At 44.8% G+C, this 22,029-nt stretch carries 19 protein-coding genes; 5 read left to right on the top strand and 14 right to left on the bottom strand.

Annotated elements, in window-relative coordinates:
* Nucleotides 1-7: 7 nt before the first annotated feature.
* From ELR70_RS13885 to ELR70_RS13875, 3 genes are all read right to left on the bottom strand, one after another.
* The gene (locus ELR70_RS13885; RefSeq protein WP_054015267.1) at nucleotides 8-2,785 is read right to left on the bottom strand and encodes a collagenase; all 2,778 of its coding nucleotides are present in this window, start codon (nucleotides 2,783-2,785) and stop codon (nucleotides 8-10) included.
* A gap of 340 nt (nucleotides 2,786-3,125) precedes the next feature.
* The gene (locus ELR70_RS13880) at nucleotides 3,126-3,335 is read right to left on the bottom strand and encodes a hypothetical protein (protein ID WP_128064605.1); all 210 of its coding nucleotides are present in this window, start codon (nucleotides 3,333-3,335) and stop codon (nucleotides 3,126-3,128) included.
* A gap of 92 nt (nucleotides 3,336-3,427) precedes the next feature.
* Nucleotides 3,428-3,724 (bottom strand): hypothetical protein, encoded by a 297-nt coding sequence (locus tag ELR70_RS13875; protein WP_054015269.1) that lies wholly within the window; start codon nucleotides 3,722-3,724, stop codon nucleotides 3,428-3,430.
* 631 nt (nucleotides 3,725-4,355) lie between these two features.
* On the opposite strand from ELR70_RS13875, the gene ELR70_RS13870 reads away from it, so the two are divergent.
* The gene (locus ELR70_RS13870) at nucleotides 4,356-4,850 is read left to right on the top strand and encodes a hypothetical protein (RefSeq protein WP_054015270.1); all 495 of its coding nucleotides are present in this window, start codon (nucleotides 4,356-4,358) and stop codon (nucleotides 4,848-4,850) included.
* Between the two features lie 111 nt (nucleotides 4,851-4,961).
* Entirely contained in the window at nucleotides 4,962-5,561 is a 600-nt protein-coding gene (locus ELR70_RS13865; protein ID WP_054015271.1) for a hypothetical protein, read from the top strand.
* A 443-nt stretch (nucleotides 5,562-6,004) separates the two neighbouring features.
* Here the strand turns inward: ELR70_RS13865 and ELR70_RS13860 are convergent, their stop codons facing one another.
* Nucleotides 6,005-7,186: an IS4 family transposase gene (locus ELR70_RS13860; protein WP_054015273.1), complete on the bottom strand. Its 1,182-nt coding sequence runs from the start codon at nucleotides 7,184-7,186 to the stop codon at nucleotides 6,005-6,007.
* A gap of 138 nt (nucleotides 7,187-7,324) precedes the next feature.
* Between ELR70_RS13860 and ELR70_RS13855 the strand changes: the two genes are divergently transcribed.
* Nucleotides 7,325-7,606, top strand: coding sequence for a hypothetical protein (locus ELR70_RS13855; RefSeq protein WP_054015274.1), 282 nt, complete (start codon nucleotides 7,325-7,327; stop codon nucleotides 7,604-7,606).
* A 153-nt stretch (nucleotides 7,607-7,759) separates the two neighbouring features.
* Nucleotides 7,760-8,092 carry a hypothetical protein gene (locus tag ELR70_RS13850; RefSeq protein WP_054015275.1) on the top strand — a complete coding sequence of 111 codons (333 nt, stop codon included), beginning with the start codon at nucleotides 7,760-7,762 and terminating at the stop codon, nucleotides 8,090-8,092.
* A gap of 500 nt (nucleotides 8,093-8,592) precedes the next feature.
* On the opposite strand, the gene ELR70_RS25705 is transcribed toward ELR70_RS13850, so the two are convergent.
* The 5 genes from ELR70_RS25705 to ELR70_RS13825 form a co-directional block, all read right to left on the bottom strand.
* A complete protein-coding gene (locus tag ELR70_RS25705) occupies nucleotides 8,593-8,721 on the bottom strand; it encodes a hypothetical protein (RefSeq protein WP_277749879.1) in 129 nt (42 codons plus the stop codon).
* 456 nt (nucleotides 8,722-9,177) lie between these two features.
* The gene (locus ELR70_RS13840) at nucleotides 9,178-10,053 is read right to left on the bottom strand and encodes a transposase (RefSeq protein WP_235577084.1); all 876 of its coding nucleotides are present in this window, start codon (nucleotides 10,051-10,053) and stop codon (nucleotides 9,178-9,180) included.
* A gap of 38 nt (nucleotides 10,054-10,091) precedes the next feature.
* The gene (locus ELR70_RS13835) at nucleotides 10,092-10,496 is read right to left on the bottom strand and encodes a hypothetical protein (RefSeq protein WP_054015276.1); all 405 of its coding nucleotides are present in this window, start codon (nucleotides 10,494-10,496) and stop codon (nucleotides 10,092-10,094) included.
* Between the two features lie 114 nt (nucleotides 10,497-10,610).
* On the bottom strand, nucleotides 10,611-12,689 hold the full coding sequence (locus ELR70_RS13830) for a hypothetical protein (RefSeq protein ID WP_128064604.1): 2,079 nt from the start codon (nucleotides 12,687-12,689) through the stop codon (nucleotides 10,611-10,613).
* Nucleotides 12,653-14,509 carry an alpha/beta hydrolase gene (locus ELR70_RS13825; protein WP_128064603.1) on the bottom strand — a complete coding sequence of 619 codons (1,857 nt, stop codon included), beginning with the start codon at nucleotides 14,507-14,509 and terminating at the stop codon, nucleotides 12,653-12,655. The genes ELR70_RS13830 and ELR70_RS13825 overlap by 37 nt, the downstream gene beginning before the upstream one ends.
* Nucleotides 14,510-14,975: 466 nt before the next feature.
* On the opposite strand from ELR70_RS13825, the gene ELR70_RS13820 reads away from it, so the two are divergent.
* On the top strand, nucleotides 14,976-15,959 hold the full coding sequence (locus tag ELR70_RS13820) for an IS30 family transposase (RefSeq protein WP_128064602.1): 984 nt from the start codon (nucleotides 14,976-14,978) through the stop codon (nucleotides 15,957-15,959).
* Nucleotides 15,960-16,371: 412 nt separating this feature from the next.
* Here ELR70_RS13820 and ELR70_RS13815 read toward each other — a convergent pair whose 3' ends face one another.
* The 5 genes from ELR70_RS13815 to carA form a co-directional block, all read right to left on the bottom strand.
* Nucleotides 16,372-16,623, bottom strand: a complete 252-nt coding sequence (locus ELR70_RS13815; RefSeq protein ID WP_046003101.1) for a YdcH family protein — start codon at nucleotides 16,621-16,623, stop codon at nucleotides 16,372-16,374.
* Nucleotides 16,624-16,636: 13 nt separating this feature from the next.
* Nucleotides 16,637-16,951, bottom strand: a complete 315-nt coding sequence (locus tag ELR70_RS13810) for a TraR/DksA C4-type zinc finger protein (protein WP_054017181.1) — start codon at nucleotides 16,949-16,951, stop codon at nucleotides 16,637-16,639.
* Nucleotides 16,952-17,081: 130 nt separating this feature from the next.
* Complete coding sequence (gene greA, locus ELR70_RS13805) at nucleotides 17,082-17,558, bottom strand: transcription elongation factor GreA (RefSeq protein ID WP_046003103.1); 477 nt, start codon at nucleotides 17,556-17,558, stop codon at nucleotides 17,082-17,084.
* 45 nt (nucleotides 17,559-17,603) lie between these two features.
* Nucleotides 17,604-20,822, bottom strand: a complete 3,219-nt coding sequence (gene carB / locus ELR70_RS13800; protein WP_054017180.1) for a carbamoyl-phosphate synthase large subunit — start codon at nucleotides 20,820-20,822, stop codon at nucleotides 17,604-17,606.
* 17 nt (nucleotides 20,823-20,839) lie between these two features.
* Nucleotides 20,840-21,976, bottom strand: coding sequence for a glutamine-hydrolyzing carbamoyl-phosphate synthase small subunit (gene carA / locus ELR70_RS13795; RefSeq protein WP_054017179.1), 1,137 nt, complete (start codon nucleotides 21,974-21,976; stop codon nucleotides 20,840-20,842).
* Nucleotides 21,977-22,029 lie beyond the last annotated feature (53 nt).

The following is a 22,029-nucleotide window of genomic DNA, read 5'->3' as shown; positions in this document are numbered from 1 at the left end:
TAACGATTTAGTTGCACCATCCATCGTTATAGGTCACTTGCACAGTCGCACCGACAGGCGCGCCACTGACCTTAAGGTATCCCCAATACTGGCTTTGATCACTTAGGTTAATACACTCACTGTTACCTGCCCGATAAGATCCGGCCTCCACATTATTGTCGTTTGGCCACCCCTGATTACTGTACTCCAGTGTCAGATCACCGTTACCATGGGCTGTTTCGATTCGAATGCTCTGCTGGCCACTGACGTTTTCCAGACTAAACCACATTGGATCCTGACTGCCCATACACACAGCAACGCCGTCTGACAGCCGCCCACCAGACACGCTTCCCTGAGTCACACAGGTATCAGGTAAAGCCGCTACCGGCGCGGTGTAACTGGCAATCAGGTTAACGTCGGCATATGCATTGTAGCCTCTGAGCATAATGTAATATTCACCAGCTTTTGGTGTCGCAACGTCACATCGCTCTGCATTGCCGCCAACATAAGGCCGACAATCGTAGGTGTCCAGCGTAGGTTGCTCCGCATGACGCAGATATAAGTCAACATCTCCGCTGCCATCACTGGTACTGACGGTCAGGTTCGTTGCACCTGCTGGAAGCTGAATTTTAAAGTATGTCAGTTCATCCTGGGCACCGGCAACACGCACAGCCTTACCATTTTGTAACTCAACAATCCCCTGATCTGCACTGATCGTTGCCTGCGTTGTCACCTGATGTGCCAGACCCTGACTGTCAGTCACAGTGAGTGTTACTGTGTAGCTACCGGCATCCTGGTAAGTATGAACTGGATCCGCTTGTGTGCTTTGCGCGCCATCTCCAAACTGCCATGCATAGCTTAGCGACTGTCCTTCCGGATCTGAACTGCCCTGACTGCTAAAACGCACAGATGCGCCGGCTGTGCCCTGATATGGACCATTTATAACCGCTGTCGGCGCCTGGTTTGTGTCGCCTGCCAGTTGTTGCGTCCACCGGGTAAACTCGTTGCCATATTGCGCAGCCCAGTTATTCATGCGCGCCTTATAAGCACTCCAGTTACCGACCCGGGTTTCTCCCAGCATGGCATTCACTTCATCTTTGTGTGTTTCAACCATAAAGCGCACAGCAAGATAACCCCAGCGATAGATCCTGTCCTGATCAAAGCCGTCGTACGTGGTTTCAAAGATCTCACCCAGCTGATAGGTACTGCCGTCTTTTATCGTATCTATAGCGCGCTGATTGTCGTTCAGGTTGGCCACATATTCTGCCACCCCTTCGCTCCACCAGACAATGGCCTCCGTTGGGGCATTAAAATCACCGTACAGGTCAAATCGTCCGTCCAGGTAATGCACATACTCGTGCTCCAGATTCCACACATAATGATCAGCCTTCGCGTAGCTGGCTTCATAGGCGATGAAGTTTGCCTGGTTACCTACAACACTCGGATCTCCTTCCAGATACATTCCGCCGTTGTCGGTGTTTATACCAAATATCGGGCCCGCATATTTCTTGTAATCTGCGCTGCTGTTAAAGATATTAACTTGCAGCATGGTGTTATTATCATCGGCGACGGGTGTTTGATTGGTTTCGAGCATGGCATGAAAGCGCGTCTCTTCTGCCGCCATAGTGTCACAGGCAGACAAATGCTGCGCCTGAGTCATCTCCTGAGAGCGAATACGGATAGTGCTGCTACACTGATAGCTCTGCGACAACGCTTTACCAATCAGCTCCTCTTTAAACCCACAGATCCCGAAATCATTACAATCCGCGTAATAGGTCGCAACATCAGCGGCACCAAGCCAGATCCCATCACCATAGCCATAGCTCTGGTAGGTAGAGAACAGAGATTTCAGGGCTGTATCGACGGCTGGCTGGATTGATGTTCCTGTATAATTCTTGAGCCTGGCAAGCTCTCTGCCGGCATTAATGATCATGAATTCAGCATCCGACCCCAGCATCCAGCTTTGTTTGGTAAAGTTAGCCAGTAAACTCACCAGCTCTGCATCTTTACCGACAAGCGCAACGAAATCGCTGTTCCACTGCCCGCGGAATAAAATGGTAAATATGCCATTCACCGCACCACGCATATGCCAGCTGGTCGCATAGCTTTCGCTCCAGCGAGACAACCAGGCTTTCACGACTGGAAGATAAACATGCTGAAGTTCGGAAGAATCCATAGTGGTGATCACTTCGCTAAGTACTTCGCCATGCGCATCGTTGTTGTCATAGAAATGACTATTGGCCACAAACGCATCCAGCGCGCCCTTAACCGCAGTTTGCACACTGCCGTCGAAGGTAACTGAGTCATTATAAAACTCGACGTAAAAACCGGCCCGAATAAACAAGAAAAACGCTTCCAGATCAGCACTGCCAGTCCCTGAATAATTCACAGACAAGGTCTTTGCCTGCGCAGCGACGGCCAGCATTTTTGCGGTTGTAAAGGTGGCAACCTGAGTATCAGAAGGTGCACTGAACAGATCATTGACACAACTTGCACCCTGCTCTGTGATTTGTGCCACGATAGTCGATGCACTTGCGTTGGCGAACCCACTCAGGTTACACCCGCTTGCCAGCTCAACCTGTGATGAAGCCAAATGCATTTCTACCGGCAAATGCGAATGCATTACAGAGTCACGGGCTGCTGTTGGTGCATTGTCTTGTGCAGTGTGGTTATGACCTTCGTCACCATGAGCCAGCTGTAAATCAGCAGCGTTCAGTGGTTTAAACTGTCTTTCAACTTGTTGCTGCGTCGCCTGCACACTAGTGCATAGCAAGGGAAGCGCAGCGAGTATTGCTTTTATTTTCATAATGTAACCTTATTAAAATGTGTATCCAAACCCCATAAGAGGTGACATATTATTAACACCGATTTCATTATGTATACAATATAATTTATATAATTTTATTGAATATGCCTCCTTACTTTTCCTTTTAAGCATTATTTATTCATTTAAGTCAGAATGTTAGCGGTTATGTGACAGAAAAAAGAGTGCGCTTGCCCTGCTTGTTGTTCGAAAAACAACCCAATGAACCAAAAATATATAGCAAAAACGTCAACAAACTGGCTGTACAGTTTTGCAGTTATCAGCAACCTGTTAACCAAGCAGTATGACAATGCGGTGAGAGGCAAAAGTAAAAAGCGCTGGACTATGGGCCGGCGTACCCATGATTCATGGTTAACGTGTAGCACCGCCAGTAAGCGTGAATGATAGAATGTTCATTGCCATACAGATCTGTATAGGGGGAAGTAACGACGAAGTCTGTGACAGTATTCAGCTTGTAAGACCAGTTAAGTACAGCCAATGCCTGAATTGATGCACTTTTGTCAGTCAGACCGCTGCCACTGAGCTTACTCAAGACCCTGGCAACTATTTACCACCTGAGTGTCGCGCTAAAACAGCACATAATGCGGCTGAGGAAAGTGTTAGCCGCCTATCGCTCAGCGCAGGTTAATTATTTTGTAATTCAGTGATAGACACTATGCCATAATGCTCAATCGTGACTATCAGAGTCCGATGCTCTAGTCTCAGCGGATACTGACCATCGGGGAGCCGCCTTGCCGTCAGGTTATTCAGCCCGACAATCAATCCATCCAGGTCACTGCCCTGCCGCTGTCCCTCAACGCCACGCCCTCGCATATACTCCATACCTTGCTGCAGGCACTTTTCAACAACAGCATCAGCCACCTTTCGGCCCGCCTGGTGTTTCAGAGACTTAAACAGTAACCCTTTGATTAAGGCAAACATAATACTTCCTATATGCGATAACTATGATGCAGGAAGTGTAGCAAAGCTGGGTCCAGAGGAGTATGACAAATCGTTTCAAAGTATGTAGATGTGCGCCTGGGTGGGCGAACGTTCGATTTAATTCTCGGACGAGTGCATCCTTTTGAGTCACTTGTATGGATAATAGAGCCATCAAATCCATGTATTTTACCGATTTGGGGTAAAGTGAGAACCAGGCTGTAGCTGCAATTAAAGCCTTCATTTACAGTAGTTCGATTGAATGTCGGTTTCTCTATTGGGAGACCGTTAACAAGAATGAAGGATGTAAAAGACTCCAAGCACCACACTCGAATAGTCTACTGGGCCTCGAGGGCGCATTTGGCAAGCATGAGCAGAAAAGGTGATTTCATGAACGTTCCATTTGGTAAGGTGACACTGGATGTATAGACAGTATTTTGACTATTGTCCAATAACATTATTACGTGCCGTTTTGTCCAATTTTCACACACGTGTGTTTTTGCAGGTTGCAACCGATTGTTTACTTTGAGTTTTTCCCGTGGGACTATGAGGGTATGTAATACAGCCCGTTTTGTCGGTTTATGTTCCGACATTTTGGGGTAGAATAAATTGTTATACATCTAAAGGAGTCTGGATGAAAATTAATGAATTTGTGGAAGTTTCATTTAAAGAAGGGGCTACTTTCATTTTTCAAGTTGACTCGAATGAAATCGTTTATCAGTGTAGTCCTTTCTCTGGTAAAGAATTTGTCTCTGTTAATGGAAAACTAGTTTCTGAAAGCCAGAATTACAAATTGAAATCTAATCATAAATTCATGGTAGACGGTGTTGAATATGAAATTGCCTTCGAGAGTAAAGATTTAATTAAGGGTCGAAATGAGTGCTCTTTGAACAAAGAAGGCGTGATGGTAAAACTTTATAAACTTAAATATATAAAACCACCCAAAAAGCCACTCTATCACTGGATACCCCCTATAATTCTGGGCGCTTTAGCAGGAGTTGGGATTGCTCAAAGAGTGTTTCCTATTTGGCTATGTATTGCATTTGGCGTATTGGCTTTTGTTTTAATTTTCATTTCAGAGCTCAAATCAAGTATAGAAAACTGGGATTGTGAAGTTGTCGATGTATAACAAACAGTTTAAAAGCGGACAAAATTCAGTTGGCTGGTTTCGCTCCGCTTCACATTATAGCCAACCAAATTTTGCCTTTTAACTGAGGCGTTATATTTCAAGGGAGATCACATGGAAGATTTAAAAGCGGAAGTTTCTTCTCTCAGAACAGAGGTTAAATATCTTAAAATCATTATCCCTTCAGCATGTGGTTTTGTAGCTTTGCTATTGCTTATATTTTGGGGCGTTGAACGAAACAATATCGGAGAGAGAGTTAGCGAAGCCTTGAATGAACATGCAGTATCTCAAGCTCTACAAGATATTGAACAGTCAAAGTTGTCTGCCGAGCAGCATCTATCTGATATAGAACAGCTTCATCAATCATCAAAAAATAAAGCGCAAAGTCTGATCAATGAAATAAAGAGTATTAAACAAGAATCACCATGGAGCGTTGTCGAGATTCTTAGTGTCGATCATAGTTCAGGGACCAAAGGCCAATACTTTAATTTTGACGTACATGTTATCGACGATGCTTTAGGTCACCCAAATTGGCACGATAAAGTTTTTCTTATACTGGACACTAACACCCAGAAATTAGATAGGGCCATACTTTGGCGAAGTAAAAATGGAGGTTCAATAGGTGACGGGCATGGCCGATGGAATTCTGGAGCTAGCCCGAATCAATGGTCAGCCGGTAAATCACTAGTGATTCTATCTGGTCCGCAAGCATGAAATATAACAAAGCGTTGCACCGGACAAGCCGGTGAACGCGGCGTTAGTGTTCTTGGAGTTTTAGTTGAGAATTAGAGCTAGCCGACAACTCAGAGAGGAAATGTTCAAAAGAGTGCTCATCGCATTAACTTTGTTCGGCGTGGCAATGTATATTTTGTCATCACCGGATGGGGTTTGCTTTGAAATACTCTTTAGAGAGTTATGTAACTCTGAAGATAAGTCGGTTGTTCTCACATGGATTTTAGTTGCTGATTCTGTATTGCTTGCTTATGTCATGTCGCCATTTGTTAAGTATGGCGCATTAAAATTCTTAATAAAGTCAAAAAACGAACACTAACAAAGCAAATTAAAAAGTGCGGACAAAAAACAGTTGGCTTTGTTCGTACCTCACAAATTTTAGCCAACTATTTTTAGCCGTTTATTTGCGGCGCTGGAGGATCCCCTCATAATTGAGGCCTCCCGAGCAGATGTATCAAGCGCACATATTCGCGTATAGCCCAGCGCAGTTGCTTTCCTGTCATAACATAATCGCTTCGTCGCCTAACCTCTTTGCCAAGTCTGACAGTCGACAGAACAGCACGGTCTTTTATTGTATTTGCCTGGAACTTTCGTTGCCAGTTTGAGTGTTGGGCATACAGGCCGATCCACCAGAGAATAATGGTCGCCAGCAAAGCGAGTAATAGCAGAATATCGAGCCGGTTCCGCAGACCCATCCCGTATTGGGGGCTTTTCAGGTCTCGAAAGCTCTCTTCGATTTGCATACGTTTGGCGTAAAGTGATACTACACGTCTGGGTTTGAACAATTCTGCGGGCAGGTTAGTGGCTAATAGCCAGGGCTCTTTACTGCCAGTTCGATAACTTTTTTGTGCGGTATGATGCCTGCCAGCTTTTGAAGAGCGCCTGTCAGTACGGCCTTTTTGTTTGGCTTTATATAAATGAAGGTGGCAGTTGATAGGGCTTTTTCGGCCAAGTTTTACTTCTCCAATATAACGTCCACGAGGAGTTGCTGATGGGTAAAGAGCCTGATTTACAGGCCAATCTTCGCTGTTCTTATGCTGATAAGTGACTTTACCACGCACCCGCCCGAGCCAGAACCAGCCTTTTTTATCAACCTGTCGAAACCAGGCATTTCGATAGCCAGCATCTGTCACGATGAGTGGAATACATTTATCAGGCAGGATGCTGGCAAGTTCATCCAGGAACAGCTGATGGGACTTGGGTGAGTTGTATTGAGCAAACGTGAAGGTGCACTCATACACTATCATTGAGCGTCCCTGAATGCTGACGGAAGCACGCGAAGTCATCAACCGCAGTTGCTCGCGCACATCGGCCCAGTCGACCGGCAAGATAGGCATAGGATTAGCGCCACACGTCAGGCGAGCATGAAAGCGGTAAATAGCAAGTCGGTCGTTATGCATGGCAGTGTTGCCAAGCAGTCGGTCCATACGTTTAATGTTGTGTTTTGCAGCGACAGGGCCCTTCATATTCCGACCCAGCTCTGTAAGAGATAGTTGGTTGCAATCGAGCAAAGTCTCAGTTGCCAGCATTAATGAATCAAGGCGCCGAGCGTGAATTTGGGGGCAGTTTTTTCTGAGCATATCGTGTAGGATGGTGGTATCAAGCATGGTGTTGTTATCTGGTTAGTTTTTGGCGAAATAAATTAGATCAAACAATGCCGTGCGTGTCCATCACATTGATTTTAAATATGATTATCTGGGGATTCCTCAGTTTGCGGCGTTATAAGCCCTTTGGAGTTTTAGTGAATGAAGTCAGTATGGATATTCAATAAAAGCAATGCAGACTTTTCTGGCGGTGTTTTCAGTGAACTCGAATTAGCTGAAAGTTGGATAAAAGAAAACTCACTAACTGGGATACTAACTAAATACCCGCTTGATCAAGGTGTATTTGACTGGGCTGTAGAAAATGACATGCATAATATTAAGCCCGAAAAATTAGCTGAAAAAAGTAAACAGCCCAATTTTATTGCTGGGTTTACCACAGCTAGCCAAGAGCATTATCATTACCAAAATGGCCTTCGTTCATAGGGCTTATAACAAAGCAAATTAAAAAGGGCGGACAAAAATCAGTTGGCTTTGTTCGTACCTCACAAATTTTAGCCAACTAATTTTTGCCGTTTATTTGCGGCGTTAATTGCCACGGTAACATGCGCGAAAACTTCAGCTAAGGGAGAACAGATTATGCTTCTGAAAGCTTTACGAAATTGGAAGTTAAAAAGGATTGCGAATAAGCTAACTCCTTGGTTGAGCACTTATGGTGATAAAGAGTCGTATTCGGATGAAGAAATATTGTACGCTTTGTCCCGAGCAAAAATATCTGATAAAAATTTAGATTTTGCGAAACAAATTTTCAATGGAACTCTGTCTCAATACAGAGACTATGGAAAAACAGAATATTTAAACAGAAAAAATAGACCTCCTCGCCGAGTCTCTTCAGGAACATTTAATCACTCTTCAGCATTTAGTGAATTAAGTGATTACAGTAACGACGATTCATCGGATAGTGGCAATTAACAAGGTCGTAAACGCGGACAAATAATTTTTTAAGTGACATATATGGACGCTCCAGCGATGTCTCTGTTTGTCCGCTTTTGCAAAAAAGCGACGCTCTAATCTGGCTAATTGTGAGCGCTTTCTGGGTTAGAATTGTCATTATCTTAACTTCGAGTGATGACTGTCGCACTTAGGCAGTGCTTAAACGTGTCCAAAATATCAAATAACGACTATTTCAGCTTAAATTGTTCACCCGCAAAGCCTGACTTCTGAATCTTTCCGCTTTTCTACTTGCTGAAGCACTTGTATTAATTGTATATGGACCTGTAAAAGTAACAGGTAAGACTGGGTGTATTTGTTTTTTATTTTTGTCTGTGTTTTTCAGGAGGATTTACTAGATAGTAATAGGGAGGGTTACAATCATTTAAATAGCCATAACCAAGGGCGGATAGCCCCTTATTTATGCATCAATATTTATGGCGCACACTGAGCCCAATTTGTGCCACAAAAATCACGATGTGTTACAGGACAACGCCCTGTGCCCCCCAATTGTCCCATCCACCATTCACTTCTTTTGTTGCCTTACCATTAAGCACTGCATGATCATGGCATAACTGTTTAATTTTGTTCTTTTTTAGCTTTAATTTCATGTTTCTATCCTTGTGAGTTAATTCTCAATCCCAACCTAACTCAACTTGAAAAAAAAAACAAGTAACAAAAATAGAGCTGATAGACGTACATTCCAAAACTTGTCTGTCATACAACCCTAGCCTATGCTTTTCATCTGCTCCAAGGATAAGGACGAACCCAATGCCAATGGCACGGAAAAGCCAGATCAGCTTAGTTGACACAAAATACTACCATTGCATCTCTCGCTGCGTAGCAAGAATTTTTTAAGTGACACCCACTGGTAAATTCGCAGACCAATTGTGGGCAGGATCAATAAAGAAATGCAAGACTACCAGATACTGCATTCCGTATAAGCTCTGAGCAGTGAAAGTCATAAGTTTAAGCATGAAAACCTGAAGAATAATCAGATTCTGACAATACGAGAACGTACCCAAACCTGAGCTTGGATAAATCGAGATGGTAGTTAAGGAAAAGTGTTAACCCAGTAATCGCTCGCACTGAGTCAAGTTGGCTCGTCGCCTTTTATGAAGATGTTCACAGTAATCTGTCATCGCTTGCTTTCGCCCCACTGCACCATGAAAGACCTTTGTAAACTGCGTAGTCAGTTTGAGCCAGTTGTCTGGCTCTATTTGCAATCGTGTCAGCAGTGGCTGACTATCGCTGATATAGCCCCGCTTATCTGCGCGCATGCATCGGCCTGTTAACTCCACCAGTTGGATATAATAAGTCAGCTCAAACGGCAGTCCTTTGGGCATGTGCTTTCTTGGGTTACCCGCAAAACGCAGTAAGCTTTTGGGTTGCTTACCTTGCTGTGCATGCTCAATCCGCTTTTTAATGCTGGTGTAGTCTGACGTTTCCGGTGTCTCTGCCATTTTGGCTCTGACTGGGTTCAGGTCAACATAAGCCAGGCATGCTGCCAGTGCCGCTTCATCCAGCAAGGCTTGTGACTTAAATCGCCCTTCCCAAAACCGGCCTGTGCAACCATCTTCTTTATTGGCTCTGCGGGCAATGTCTTCATTGAGCACCCGCATAAACCAGCTGATGCTCGCAAGACGGGATCTGAATTCAGCAATATCCGCTGCCAGCATACTATGCTCGGATGCGCTCAGCTCATCACCACCAATTAACTTGTGCGTCAGCCAGTTGCCCTTAAACAGCTTATGCCAGCGAAGAACGATTGCTTTATCTGATAACCTTTGTGCTTTCTTATCATCCACATACAACACAATATGCGTATGATTGCTCATAACAGCATAGCCACAAACATCAATGCAAAACACCTTGGCAAGGGTCAGCAATTTTTCCTCAATCCATTGAGCACTACCTAAAGGTAGACGACGTACATTCCGCACGCCAGTTTCGAGTGGATGTCTCGGTTTGTCTGGCCAAACTACCGCTTTTTTAAGTAACCACCAATGTATGAAGTTTCATTGGGCCAAGAATATATGTGCATTTCTGTAAAATTGTTTTTAAACTTTACAAAAGCCAACGTTTGTTCACCCAAATGAGTATCGAAAGTACCATTGCAGCTTGGTTTATTGTTATATTCGATTACCGTGTATTCCCAAGCATAAAACTCAGTATCACCAAACCTTTTAAATGTATAAGTATCAGTGCTTATTTCAGGGTAGCTAATTACAGTTTGGGTACCATCAGCTCTTAACTCGTATGTCTCGTCACAATAATCAGCAACTAGATCCCACATACCAACATGGTAATCTTTTGCCTTTTCAGTTGTTGTAATTGTGCAACCTGAAATTATCAAAACTAAAAATGAAATGTGAAATTTCAACATTAAACCTCAATAGGTGCATAACGCTTTGCTCACCGGAAAATTGGGAGCGCAGCGAGTAATTTTTCCGCGTGCAGCAACTTGTTATATGACGCCTTTAAAATGTTTCCCCTCATACTAATAAAGCCCAAATCCATGCTCTTCATCTCGCTTCGACTCTTCAATTATTTGCCGGTTTATATATGCAATATGATCTTTAACCCAGTGCCTTACATTAGAATTTTCATGTTCAATCAAGGGGCTTAGTGCTGCTTTATCTGATTCTAGGTAGGGTACTAGAGACCCTGACCAACCACGGGTTCCCATATTAGCGCTCAGTTCACTCGCTACCCGTTGGTCATTTCCAAAGTTCTCAAGCAAGGCGATAAACAAAGCCGAAGGCTGTTGCATCTCATCAACTGTTTCGATGACATTTAAACAACGGGCAACAAAAACTGGGCCAATATCTGGTTGCTTTAAGCACCATTCCATAACGCTTTCAACTGGAATAACAGAAAGTACACTTGGCACATTTCCTACCAAACTTGTTTCCCTATCTAAGAGCTGCTGTAACCAATACTTATCCATCCCTTCAGCTCGAACGATAGCCTCACCAAATATCGGCCAGATTACGTCACCATAGTCGCTCATTAGGCTTAACATTAAAGGTTTGGTATAAGACCAGATATCACCATGATTTAAGCCAAATTTACTCGCCGCAATTAACTGATTAGTTAGCGCAACTGCAAACTCTTCATCTCGCTCTTTTAATAGCTTTTCAGCCATGTCATGCCAATGGTGTGTATCTGTTGCGGTGTTCTCTTGCCCTTTATGTAAAGGTACGGCTGTGACTAAATACTTAAGCTGATCTCTTAGCTCATTGATGCTGTCATTATTGCTAAAACAATACATATAAATCACATTGAGCGCAGACCAGCTTGCCTGTTCGCCCAGCTCAGCTAACTGTAAGCAAAAACTGGCCATCACATCCGGTTCAATGCTGTCAGTCACACTGCCATAACTCAATACGTTCGCACTATTTGGCGATAACACACCTCGCTGAATGAGCTCCAGCAGATTATCTAAATGTGCCTTTTTAATATCACCCGTCCGTATAAAATCTGGATAAAGATGAACCAATTTCTCATCCGCAACTAGCCGATCGATATTCTCTTGCCAAAGCTCTTGCGACTGCTCAAACAAACCTCGATATAAACCTAAAACTAACCGAGAGTTAGGCTTTTCAATGGCTGCTAAGCACTCTAGGGCCAAATCAAGTATCGATACAACATCAGTTAAGTCATGAGCCAGTTGGTGGCCAAAAGCATAGGACTGCTTTTGCTCCCCCTGTAACAATAAGCCGAGGTGAGGGAGTAATTCTTCAATATTATTTGAGAGTTCTGTCGCAAGTACTTTCGCATTCTCTGCTGCCACATCAACGTAGTGACCATCCTCACCTTTATGATGCTCCCAGGGAGGATTGGTTACCAAAATCTTTAACTTCTCGGGCAGTTCTGCTTCATCGGGGCTTAGCAGCTCTAACCAGTTATTCAGCGCATCAGTCGCTTCTTGCTTGATATCTTCTGAATCATACTCAAAAGTGTTTTTGATACTGTCTAGAGCTTCTGGCCAATAGCAGCCATTGATACTAACAACCTTCCTAATCGCCGAATCCAACATTTCAATACGGCCACGAGCAACAAAGCCCCGAATTGAATGACCTATATCTGACAGGACTTTTTCTTTTTGTGCATCACCCCGTTCAAAAAGAACCAGCATTAAATCAAAAGCTTGTTGCCAGAAATCAAAAATATCTTGCCATAGCTCTGGCCGCCACTCTTCAAGCGGTGCTTTAGTTCCCTGATACTCGGCCCCAACAGTTCGTGTGCCTCCATAAGTACTGATTGCTTGACCTAAAGCCTCAAGAACCACAATATCTACATCGGTCTGATTAACTGCAATAGCCCGCTTTAAAATATCAAAGCGAATATTAGGCTTCGCTTGCGTTCCAGATAGATGCACTCGAAACAACTGAGAAAACATACCCGTTGCATTGTTGCTCCAACTTTCATTTTCAGCTGATGCCAGCAACAACATACACCATGCTGATTTTTCAAATACATCCGCATGAAAACATAGCTTTTCCAATGCCCATACTAGGTTTCTTCGCGTATCACCATCTATAGCCTGAAGTTGTTCATGACTGTACTCAGACAAAACTCTGTATAAAGCATCGCTCGTTGACTCGGGTTCACCTCAACAAATGCGCGGAAGAGTTTCGAACCCCTTTCTGTAAGCAGCTCCTCCGCTTGGACAAAAGGGCTTTGCCCCCCAAATAGTCGATCTGAAAATCTTTGAACACTCGGCTGGTCATCAAGATATGAAGCCTGAGTACAAAAACTCTGCATTAAGGAATCGGGGAGAGTATCAATTAGCTGCTTTTGACGATCATATGACGTCTCCTCCCACCATTCTGACGCCAGTGTCAGTGCCAGCGGCTTAGGCACCAGTCTTGCATACCGCCCCGCGCGATTTATGATTTGCCGACTGGTAAATATTTTTAATACTCTGTCAAATGTTTTTAGGTCAGACCCTGCAACATCTTCCGCAATATATTTGGCCTCTTCGCCGGCTGTCCCTTCGGCAGTACCAAAGACATCGAATAAGGAACAAGCAGATAACATTCCCTTCTCAACATCTGTTATACCGCCGTCACCATCGATTAATTTTCTTACGACAGAGCTACTTTCTATCGAACCAAGCAATCGACCCTCTTTCTGATACTGCCCTGCGATTAGAGTAGCCATAAGAGGATAACCCTGAGCAAACCGAGCTACACGATCAACGTCACTCGAATCCATCCCAACTAATATTGGGGACAGGACCTGCTTTATGGCCTCATCTGACAATGGGGAAAGTTGAATATGAATAGATTCATCAACTTGTTCATCTGAATAGCCAACTGTAACAAGTTTTAGCAAGCAATCTGTTTTATTGACCTCCTTGGCCAAATGGTTGTGCAAATCAATATTACAATTTTCAATTACTACCAGGCCATGAACACGATCTTCAACCATTGCTCGAATACTTTCTTTAATGATGGTGTCGTAACCAGGTGCATTAAAAATAAGAACACAGGAATCATCAATAGAAGTAGATGCATCAATAGCTTCTAATAATAAGCGTGTCTTACCTAACCCAGATGCTCCTGTTAGCCTAATCACAGCTCGTTCTAAATTCATAGCAGCAACAAACGACTCAAAATCTTTTGTTCGATTTTCATCAGTCGCATAATGGTAACTATGATTTCTTTCTACATTTTTCCAGTCTTCAAGGTCTCGTGAGGCAGTATTTTTATACCTATTTACAGTATGTTCTTCCAAAATAAATTTTTTAAAAACAATATATGAAGATGATTCCATACTTTTCGGTTTGACAATTGAGCCGTGATCAACATCGTTAATTGTTTCAACCTGATGATGCCTGAAGATACTCTTGGAACTAGAAGAAGATACAATGTCGTCATTTGCAGCGACAATGCTCATAATCTCCAGAGCATTGTCCAGCTCGCTATCTACCCACTGATCATTTAAATCATCGAGTTCGCTGGAATCACGACACAGACTTTTAAGATGCCGATTTCTAAATGAAATATACTTGCCAACATTTGCGAACCCTGACCCATCATGTGGAACGTCAAAAAAGCATACTTTTCTGATTTTATGGTTAATTTTTTTATCCTTCATGCGAAGGAGAAGTTTTTTAACCACTAAGCCACCCAAACTATGGCCAGCAAGAATAATTTCATCGTTATCCAAGTCGCACCGAGCTTTTATATCGGTGAGTAGGCCATTTGCTATATTCAGAATACTGGGGGCACGCTGATAAAATTGTTTAATTATATGGGGCGACTGATAGCCATATGAAACAATGCTGTAATCAAGGTCTGCATCCTGCTCAAGGAACTCTGGAAATCTTCCCCATGTTCCGTCGGCGGAACCGCCCAGCCCGTGGACGAGTATTATTTTTTTTCCCATTTTTAAACTCTAATCTAGTGAACTCTTAGGAAACGATAAAACAATATCGCTCTTCGTTTTCCAGCACACATACTTGGCTGCCACCGTTGATATCCATGGTGCTAAAGGCATATAACGCTTTAGTATTCATGCGTACGCAGTACGCATAATCGTTTGTTGAACTGGGCCGCTACCTGCACGCCGTATCCGGCTGGTGTGGTCTATGCTATGGGGATTTGCTTTTGATGAGTAACTTCTGTTCTGAACCGTTTGTGACTTAAACCGTTACAACGTGACTCATTCCCTGCCTGAACAACGTTATTTATGCGTATTATTAGACCTACTTTTTTCCTATTTGGCAAGGTGTTGTGATTTCGACACTAATTTTTTGAGTGACACCCACCAATACATTCACAGTTCAATGTGGGCTATGTTCTAAATTGAAGTGCACCACTATAGTTCAAGTTAGCTATTTTGGAGGTGCAAAATGGGTCAAAAATACTGTCATTTGAGTCATCAAGAGCGGAAGCTTATTTTTAATTGGTCTCACTATCAGGATAAAACGATACGTGAAATTGCACGTTTACTAAATCGCTCTCATTCCACTATTAGTAGAGAGCTCAAAAGGAATATCTATGACTATTACGTGCCAACATACTATCCAAATCCAGCTCATGATATGTACAAGGCCAGGATGAGTAAGCGTGCTCAACGTGAAAAGCTGAAGACTTCTGAGACACGGCTGTATGTGTTAGATAAGCTCAGGAAAGGCTGGTCCCCTCAGATTATATCAGGACGTCTCAAGCTTACTAATGAAGCTCCCTATGTGTGCCATAAATCAATCTATCAGTTCGTTTACAGTTCGCCTCCTGAACTCATAGCGTGCTTGGCTAGAAAACACAAAAAGCGCAGAAAAAAGTATCCATCACGTCGATATAACAAAAAATGCTCAATGAAAACAAGCATCCTGGAACGGCCCACATTTATAAATGAGCGCTCCCAATTAGGCCACTGGGAGAGCGATTCCGTAGTATCTAAGCACAAGAAATCGGCACTGAATGTCATCATAGAAAGAGCAACACGGCTAGTGCATATAACCAAGCTAAGCTCCAAGAGTGCATTAGTAACAAGCAATGCAATAATAAAACGCCTAAGTTCACACCCCGCAGGATTTGTTCAATCGATTACTTATGATAATGGGTCTGAAAATGCTCAGCACATAAAGGTAAACGGGACATTGCAGTGTGATTCTTACTTTTGCCAGCCCTACCATAGTTGGGAAAAAGGAGCTGTTGAGCAGATAAATAGCCTAATTCGAAGGTATCTGCCAAAAGGTACTGATTTCTCAACTGTAACCAACAAACAGATTCAAGAAATAGAGCATAATTTAAACTCAAGGCCCAGGAGGTGCCTTGATTACAAAACTCCATTTGAAATCTATAATGAAAAAGTTGGTGCACTTCCAAGTTGAACCTGCCATAAATTCTCTTCGCAAGGTTCAACAAACCTCGACAATTGAGAAAAATCTTCATCGAGAGCTAGAAAATATTTCCAATGAGGGTTCGATTCCATTGTTAACCTCGTTGTTCACATAACAACTTATTCTGCGCCACTTTGGTAGTTCAAAACACACCAAAGCGGCTCATATTACATACCTTCATAATTCCACTAATAACCGCCAATGTAAACAGAAAGATATTACAGTGTTAAATACCACTTTGTCACCTTACCCCAAACCGGCGAGTAATAATGTTACAGGACGAAATCAGGCTCTTTGTATAAAAACAGCATAACTTTGGCCTTCAACACACACAAAAAACTGTCAGATTAAGCTGTACTAGCCAAATCTGACAGTTCAAGTTAAGTCTTATTCAAGTTAAGACTTAAGCAACAGTCTGCGCTTTCTTAATAATAGAAAACAGCTGATCTTTTAGGTGCAGGCGCTGTTTTTTCAGTGACTCAAGATAGTCGTCAGAGGTGTTTTCTGCGCCGGTTTCAATGCGATGTACTTCATGATCGCACTCGTGGTACTCCTTGAACAGACGAGCGAAGTGCGCGTCGTTCATTTTCAGGTGGTGGATCTCGTCTTTATATTCCGGAAATTCGTGGTGCAGATCATGTTTTTCAATTGTCATAATACGGTCCTTTCTATTTAGCGCATTTAATACAAGTCGTTGTGTAAGGCAGAGCGTTTAAACGCTCCGGATTGATTTGTTCTTCACAGTGCTGACACAGGCCATAGGTGCCCTGCTCTATTCGCAGTATCGCGTGATTGACCATCACCAGTTCTTGCTTCGCTTCCTGATGAATTTCATCCAGTACATCGTCGTTTTCACGCTCGGTGTTTTGCTCTGCAAAGTTGGCCGACCGGCCCTTTCTGAAATCGGCTTCAATGGCGGCTATCCGTTGACTCAGTTCATTTTGTTTGGATTTGAGAAAACTCGTTAATTGGTCAGCAGTCATGATGTTCTCCTTTGTTAAACTCATCATAACGCGCTGCTTTTGCGGCTCTTTGATCTGGCACAAGGTTAAGGAGTGGGCAATAAAAAACCCGACACTGGGTCGGGTTTTTGGTGCTATAGGTTAGACAAATCTAGACATATTCAACTTCGATGATGTCGTATTCAACGCTACCGTTTGGAGTTTGAATGGTCACTGAATCATCCAGTTCTTTTCCGATCAGACCACGTGCAATGGGCGAGTTAACCGAGATCAGATTGTTTTTAATGTCTGCCTCGTCGTCACCTACGATCTTGTAGGTCACTTCCTCGTCTGTATCAACATTGACTATGGTCACCGTGCTGCCGAAGATCACTTTGCCATTGTTTGCCATTTTAGTGACGTCAATAACCTGTGATGTAGACAGTTTGGCTTCAATTTCCTGGATGCGGCCTTCGCAGAATCCCTGCTGCTCACGTGCAGCGTGGTACTCGGCGTTTTCTTTCAGATCGCCGTGCTCACGCGCTTCCGCGATGTCGGCAACGATCTTAGGACGGACGACTTTCTTTAAGTGGTTCAGTTCTTCACGAAGCATTTCTTCGCCTCGTACTGTCATCGGAATTGATTGCATAGTATCTCACTCATTGCCAGGGCTTGCGCCCTGGCCTTGTTCTTCTTAGTTCAAACGCTGGTGTAGCTCCTGAACAGAGTTTACAGAACTTCTGTCGTCAGCCTCATTGGCTGTACAGTTTGCAAACGCTGCGTTGAGCGTAGTGGTGTAGTTAGTTTTATGCTGAAGTGCACCACGACGTAACACCTTCGAATCTTCGATGGCCTGACGGCCTTCTGTGGTATTCACAATGTAGCTGTACTCACCGTTCTTGATGCGGTCAAGAATGTGTGGACGACCTTCAAATACCTTGTTTACGCGACGTACTTCGATGCCGGCGTCTTCCAGAGCTTGTGCTGTACCTTTGGTTGCATCCAGCTCAAAGCCAATGGCTTTCATGGTCTTAGCCAGCTCTACAACACGTGCCTTGTCACCATTGCGAACAGATAGTAGCGCGCGACCACCACGTGGTAAAGCGTTTGATGCACCTAATTGCGCTTTTGCGAAGGCTTCGGCGAAGTTTTCACCAACACCCATTACCTCACCGGTAGAGCGCATCTCAGGACCACGCATTGGGTCAACACCCTGGAACTTAGCAAATGGCAGTACCACTTCTTTTACGCTGTAGTAAGGCGGGATAACTTCTTTCGTCACACCCTGGCTTTCCAATGACTGGCCAACCATACAACGCGCCGCCACTTTTGCCAGTGCAACACCGGTCGCTTTAGAAACAAACGGCACGGTACGCGCAGCACGCGGGTTCACTTCAATCAGGTAAACCTGACCGTCTTTTACCGCGAACTGAGTATTCATCAGACCAACCACGCCCAGCTCCAGTGCCATGTCGCGCACTTGCTTGCGCATTACGTCCTGAATGTCCTGCGACAGTGAGTGTGCAGGCAGTGAACAGGCAGAGTCACCTGAGTGTACACCGGCTTGCTCAATGTGCTCCATGATGCCACCAATGATGACGTTTTCGCCGTCACAGATCGCATCAACGTCTACTTCGATGGCGTCATCCAGGAAGCGGTCCAGCAGAACTGGCGCTTCGTTAGACACAGATACCGCTTCGGTCATGTAACGACGCAGGTCATCTTCGTCATACACGATTTCCATCGCACGGCCACCCAGTACATAAGAAGGACGTACAACCAGCGGGAAGCCGATTTCCTGAGATTTTGCCACCGCTTCTTCCAGTGACGTAACCGTTGCGTTTTCAGGCTGAAGCAGGTCAAGACGCTCTACCAGCTGCTGGAAGCGCTCACGGTCTTCGGCACGGTCAATCGCGTCTGGTGAAGTACCAATTACTGGCACGCCGTTCGCTTCAAGGTCGCGGGCCAGTTTCAGTGGTGTTTGACCACCGTACTGAACGATTACCCCTTTTGGCTTTTCAACGCGCACGATTTCAAGCACATCTTCCAATGTGATTGGCTCGAAGAACAGACGATCTGAGGTATCGTAGTCAGTTGAAACCGTTTCAGGGTTACAGTTAACCATGATGGTCTCGTAGCCGTCTTCACGCATTGCCAACGCGGCGTGTACACAACAGTAATCGAATTCGATGCCCTGACCGATACGGTTAGGACCACCACCGATCACCATGATTTTATCTTTGTCAGACGGTGCGGCTTCACACTCTTCATCGTAAGATGAATACATGTAAGCGGTATCTGAGCTAAATTCTGCAGCACAGGTATCAACACGCTTATAAACTGGCAGGATATCCAGCTGGTGACGTTTCTTACGAATTTCTTTTTCAGATACACCGGCAATTTCTGCGATACGCGGATCTGAGAAACCTTTACGCTTCAGGCGGCGCAGGAAGTCTTTATTCAGACCAGCCATGCCCACTTCAGCGATGGTGGCTTCGTCTTTCAGAATGTCTTCAATCTGAACCAGGTACCAGCGGTCAACTTTGGTCAGCTCGAACACTTCTTCCACGCTCATGCCGTGACGCATTGCATCAGCAATGTACCAGATACGCTCAGCGCCTGGCTCACGTAGTTCGCGAATGATGGTTTCTTTGGCTTTCGGGTCGTCCAGTGCCACAATTGGGTTAAGACCTGTTGCGCCCACTTCCAGACCACGCAGTGCTTTTTGTAGTGATTCTTGCTGGTTACGACCAATGGCCATCACCTCACCCACTGACTTCATCTGGGTAGTCAGACGGTCGTTAGCGCCGGCAAACTTCTCAAAGTTAAAGCGTGGGATCTTAGTCACAACGTAATCGATTGACGGCTCGAATGACGCAGGGGTTGCACCGCCTGTGATGTCATTTTGTAGCTCGTCCAGGGTATAACCCACTGCCAGCTTAGCCGCAATTTTAGCGATCGGGAAACCGGTTGCTTTTGAGGCCAGTGCTGATGAGCGCGATACACGCGGGTTCATTTCAATGATAACCATACGGCCATCATCCGGGTTAACACCGAACTGAACGTTTGAACCACCGGTTTCTACGCCAATCTCACGCAGTACCGCCATCGAGGCGTTACGCATAAGCTGATATTCTTTGTCTGTCAGGGTTTGTGCCGGTGCCACTGTGATTGAGTCGCCCGTGTGAACACCCATAGGGTCGAAGTTTTCGATAGAACACACAATGATGCAGTTGTCGTTTTTGTCACGCACCACTTCCATTTCGTATTCTTTCCAGCCCAGTAAGCTTTCGTCGATCAGTAGCTCGTTGGTTGGAGACAAATCAAGACCACGGGTACAAATTTCATCGAACTCTTCCATGTTATAGGCAACACCACCACCGGTACCACCCATAGTGAAAGAAGGACGAATGATACACGGGAAGCCGATGCGCGACAGTACGTCGTGCGCTTCATCCATTGAGTGGGCGATCTCTGCGCGAGGACACTCAAGGCCGATGTTTTTCATTGCCGCGTCGAAGCGTTCACGATTTTCTGCTTTGTCGATGGCATCTGCGGTTGCACCGATCAGCTCAACACCGTGTTTAGCCAGTACGCCATGCTTGTCCAGGTCAAGCGCACAGTTTAGGGCTGTCTGACCACCCATAGTGGGTAGTACTGCATCTGGCTTTTCTTTTTCAATGATTTTTTCAACCACTTCCCAGTGAATTGGCTCGATGTATGTCGCATCGGCCATTTCCGGGTCAGTCATGATGGTTGCCGGGTTTGAGTTCACCAGAATAACCCGGTAGCCCTCTTCTCTTAGCGCTTTACACGCCTGAGCACCAGAGTAGTCAAACTCACAGGCTTGGCCGATGACGATTGGGCCTGCGCCCAGGATCAGTATGCTGTTTAAGTCGGTACGTTTTGGCATTGTTACTCCGGTTCTAATTAGGCTTTACGTGCTTGCATTAATTCAATGAAGTGGTCGAACAGCGGTGCTGCATCGTGCGGACCCGGGCTCGCTTCTGGGTGACCCTGGAAGCTAAAGGCCGGCTTGTCGGTACGATGAATGCCCTGCAGGGTTCCGTCGAACAACGACTTATGCGTTGCACGCAGGTTATCTGGCAAAGTAGCCTCGTCCGCTGCGAAACCATGGTTCTGTGCAGTGATCATTACCACGTCACGGTCCAGGTCTTTCACCGGGTGGTTACCACCGTGGTGACCGAATTTCATCTTCACCGTTTGTGCACCGGATGCCAGCGCCAGTAACTGATGGCCCAAACAAATGCCAAAGATAGGCGTATCAGTTTCTAAGAAGGCTTTAATCGCATCGATTGCATAAGTACAAGGCGCTGGGTCGCCAGGGCCATTAGACAGGAAGATACCGTCTGGATTCATCGCCAGTACTTCTGCAGCGGAGGTTTCTGCTGGTACTACAGTTAGTTTACAGCCACGGTCTACTAACATGCGAAGAATGTTCTTTTTCACACCAAAATCATACGCAACAACATGAAATTTTTCTTCCTCAGAACTCAGAGTCTGGAAGCCCTGACCTAAAGTCCAGCTCCCTTCACGCCACTCGTAAGTCTGTTCTGTTGTTACGACTTTCGCTAAATCCATCCCTTTAAGGCCTGGGAACGCTTTTGCCGCTTCCAGTGCCTGCTGCTCATCAATTTCATCGCCCGCGATGATGCAGCCATTTTGAGCGCCCTTATCACGCAGGATACGCGTCAGCTTACGCGTATCTATATCGGCAATCCCAAGGATATTGCGTGCTTTTAAGTAGTCACTTAACGATTGCTCGTTACGGAAATTACTTGCAAGCAATGGCAAATCCCGAATTACCAGACCCTTAGCCCAGATTTTATCGGCTTCTTCATCCTCACTATTAGTACCGGTATTCCCGATGTGCGGATAAGTCAGCGTCACAATCTGTTCTGCATAAGAAGGATCCGTCAAAATTTCTTGATATCCCGTCATAGACGTATTGAATACTACCTCACCAACGGACAGGCCGTCAGCGCCGATGGCAGTACCGCGAAACACAGTGCCGTCTTCAAGGACTAAGAGAGCGGATTTAGTCAAGTTAACCTCCTAGATAGTAAAAAACGGGAGCAAGCCAGCGCTTATCTTCCCGT

This window comes from Pseudoalteromonas sp. R3, assembly GCF_004014715.1.
Taxonomy (GTDB): Bacteria; Pseudomonadota; Gammaproteobacteria; order Enterobacterales; family Alteromonadaceae; genus Pseudoalteromonas.
The sequence above is the reverse complement of the archived record's forward strand: the minus strand, read 5'-3'. Positions and strand labels throughout refer to the sequence as shown.

What these genes read in the sequence shown, in the direction of transcription:
- carB (WP_054017180.1), bottom strand. Translation starts at nt 20,822, where the DNA reads ATGCCAAAACGTACCGACTTAAACAGCATACTGATCCTGGGCGCAGGC.
- ELR70_RS13820 (WP_128064602.1), top strand. Translation starts at nt 14,976, where the DNA reads ATGGGTCAAAAATACTGTCATTTGAGTCATCAAGAGCGGAAGCTTATT.
- ELR70_RS13870 (WP_054015270.1), top strand. Translation starts at nt 4,356, where the DNA reads ATGAAAATTAATGAATTTGTGGAAGTTTCATTTAAAGAAGGGGCTACT.
- ELR70_RS13865 (WP_054015271.1), top strand. Translation starts at nt 4,962, where the DNA reads ATGGAAGATTTAAAAGCGGAAGTTTCTTCTCTCAGAACAGAGGTTAAA.
- ELR70_RS13860 (WP_054015273.1), bottom strand. Translation starts at nt 7,186, where the DNA reads ATGCTTGATACCACCATCCTACACGATATGCTCAGAAAAAACTGCCCC.
- ELR70_RS13810 (WP_054017181.1), bottom strand. Translation starts at nt 16,951, where the DNA reads ATGACTGCTGACCAATTAACGAGTTTTCTCAAATCCAAACAAAATGAA.
- ELR70_RS13855 (WP_054015274.1), top strand. Translation starts at nt 7,325, where the DNA reads ATGAAGTCAGTATGGATATTCAATAAAAGCAATGCAGACTTTTCTGGC.
- greA (WP_046003103.1), bottom strand. Translation starts at nt 17,558, where the DNA reads ATGCAATCAATTCCGATGACAGTACGAGGCGAAGAAATGCTTCGTGAA.
- ELR70_RS13835 (WP_054015276.1), bottom strand. Translation starts at nt 10,496, where the DNA reads ATGTTGAAATTTCACATTTCATTTTTAGTTTTGATAATTTCAGGTTGC.
- ELR70_RS13815 (WP_046003101.1), bottom strand. Translation starts at nt 16,623, where the DNA reads ATGACAATTGAAAAACATGATCTGCACCACGAATTTCCGGAATATAAA.
- ELR70_RS13885 (WP_054015267.1), bottom strand. Translation starts at nt 2,785, where the DNA reads ATGAAAATAAAAGCAATACTCGCTGCGCTTCCCTTGCTATGCACTAGT.
- ELR70_RS25705 (WP_277749879.1), bottom strand. Translation starts at nt 8,721, where the DNA reads ATGAAATTAAAGCTAAAAAAGAACAAAATTAAACAGTTATGCCATGAT.
- ELR70_RS13825 (WP_128064603.1), bottom strand. Translation starts at nt 14,509, where the DNA reads ATGGGAAAAAAAATAATACTCGTCCACGGGCTGGGCGGTTCCGCCGAC.
- ELR70_RS13875 (WP_054015269.1), bottom strand. Translation starts at nt 3,724, where the DNA reads ATGTTTGCCTTAATCAAAGGGTTACTGTTTAAGTCTCTGAAACACCAG.
- ELR70_RS13850 (WP_054015275.1), top strand. Translation starts at nt 7,760, where the DNA reads ATGCTTCTGAAAGCTTTACGAAATTGGAAGTTAAAAAGGATTGCGAAT.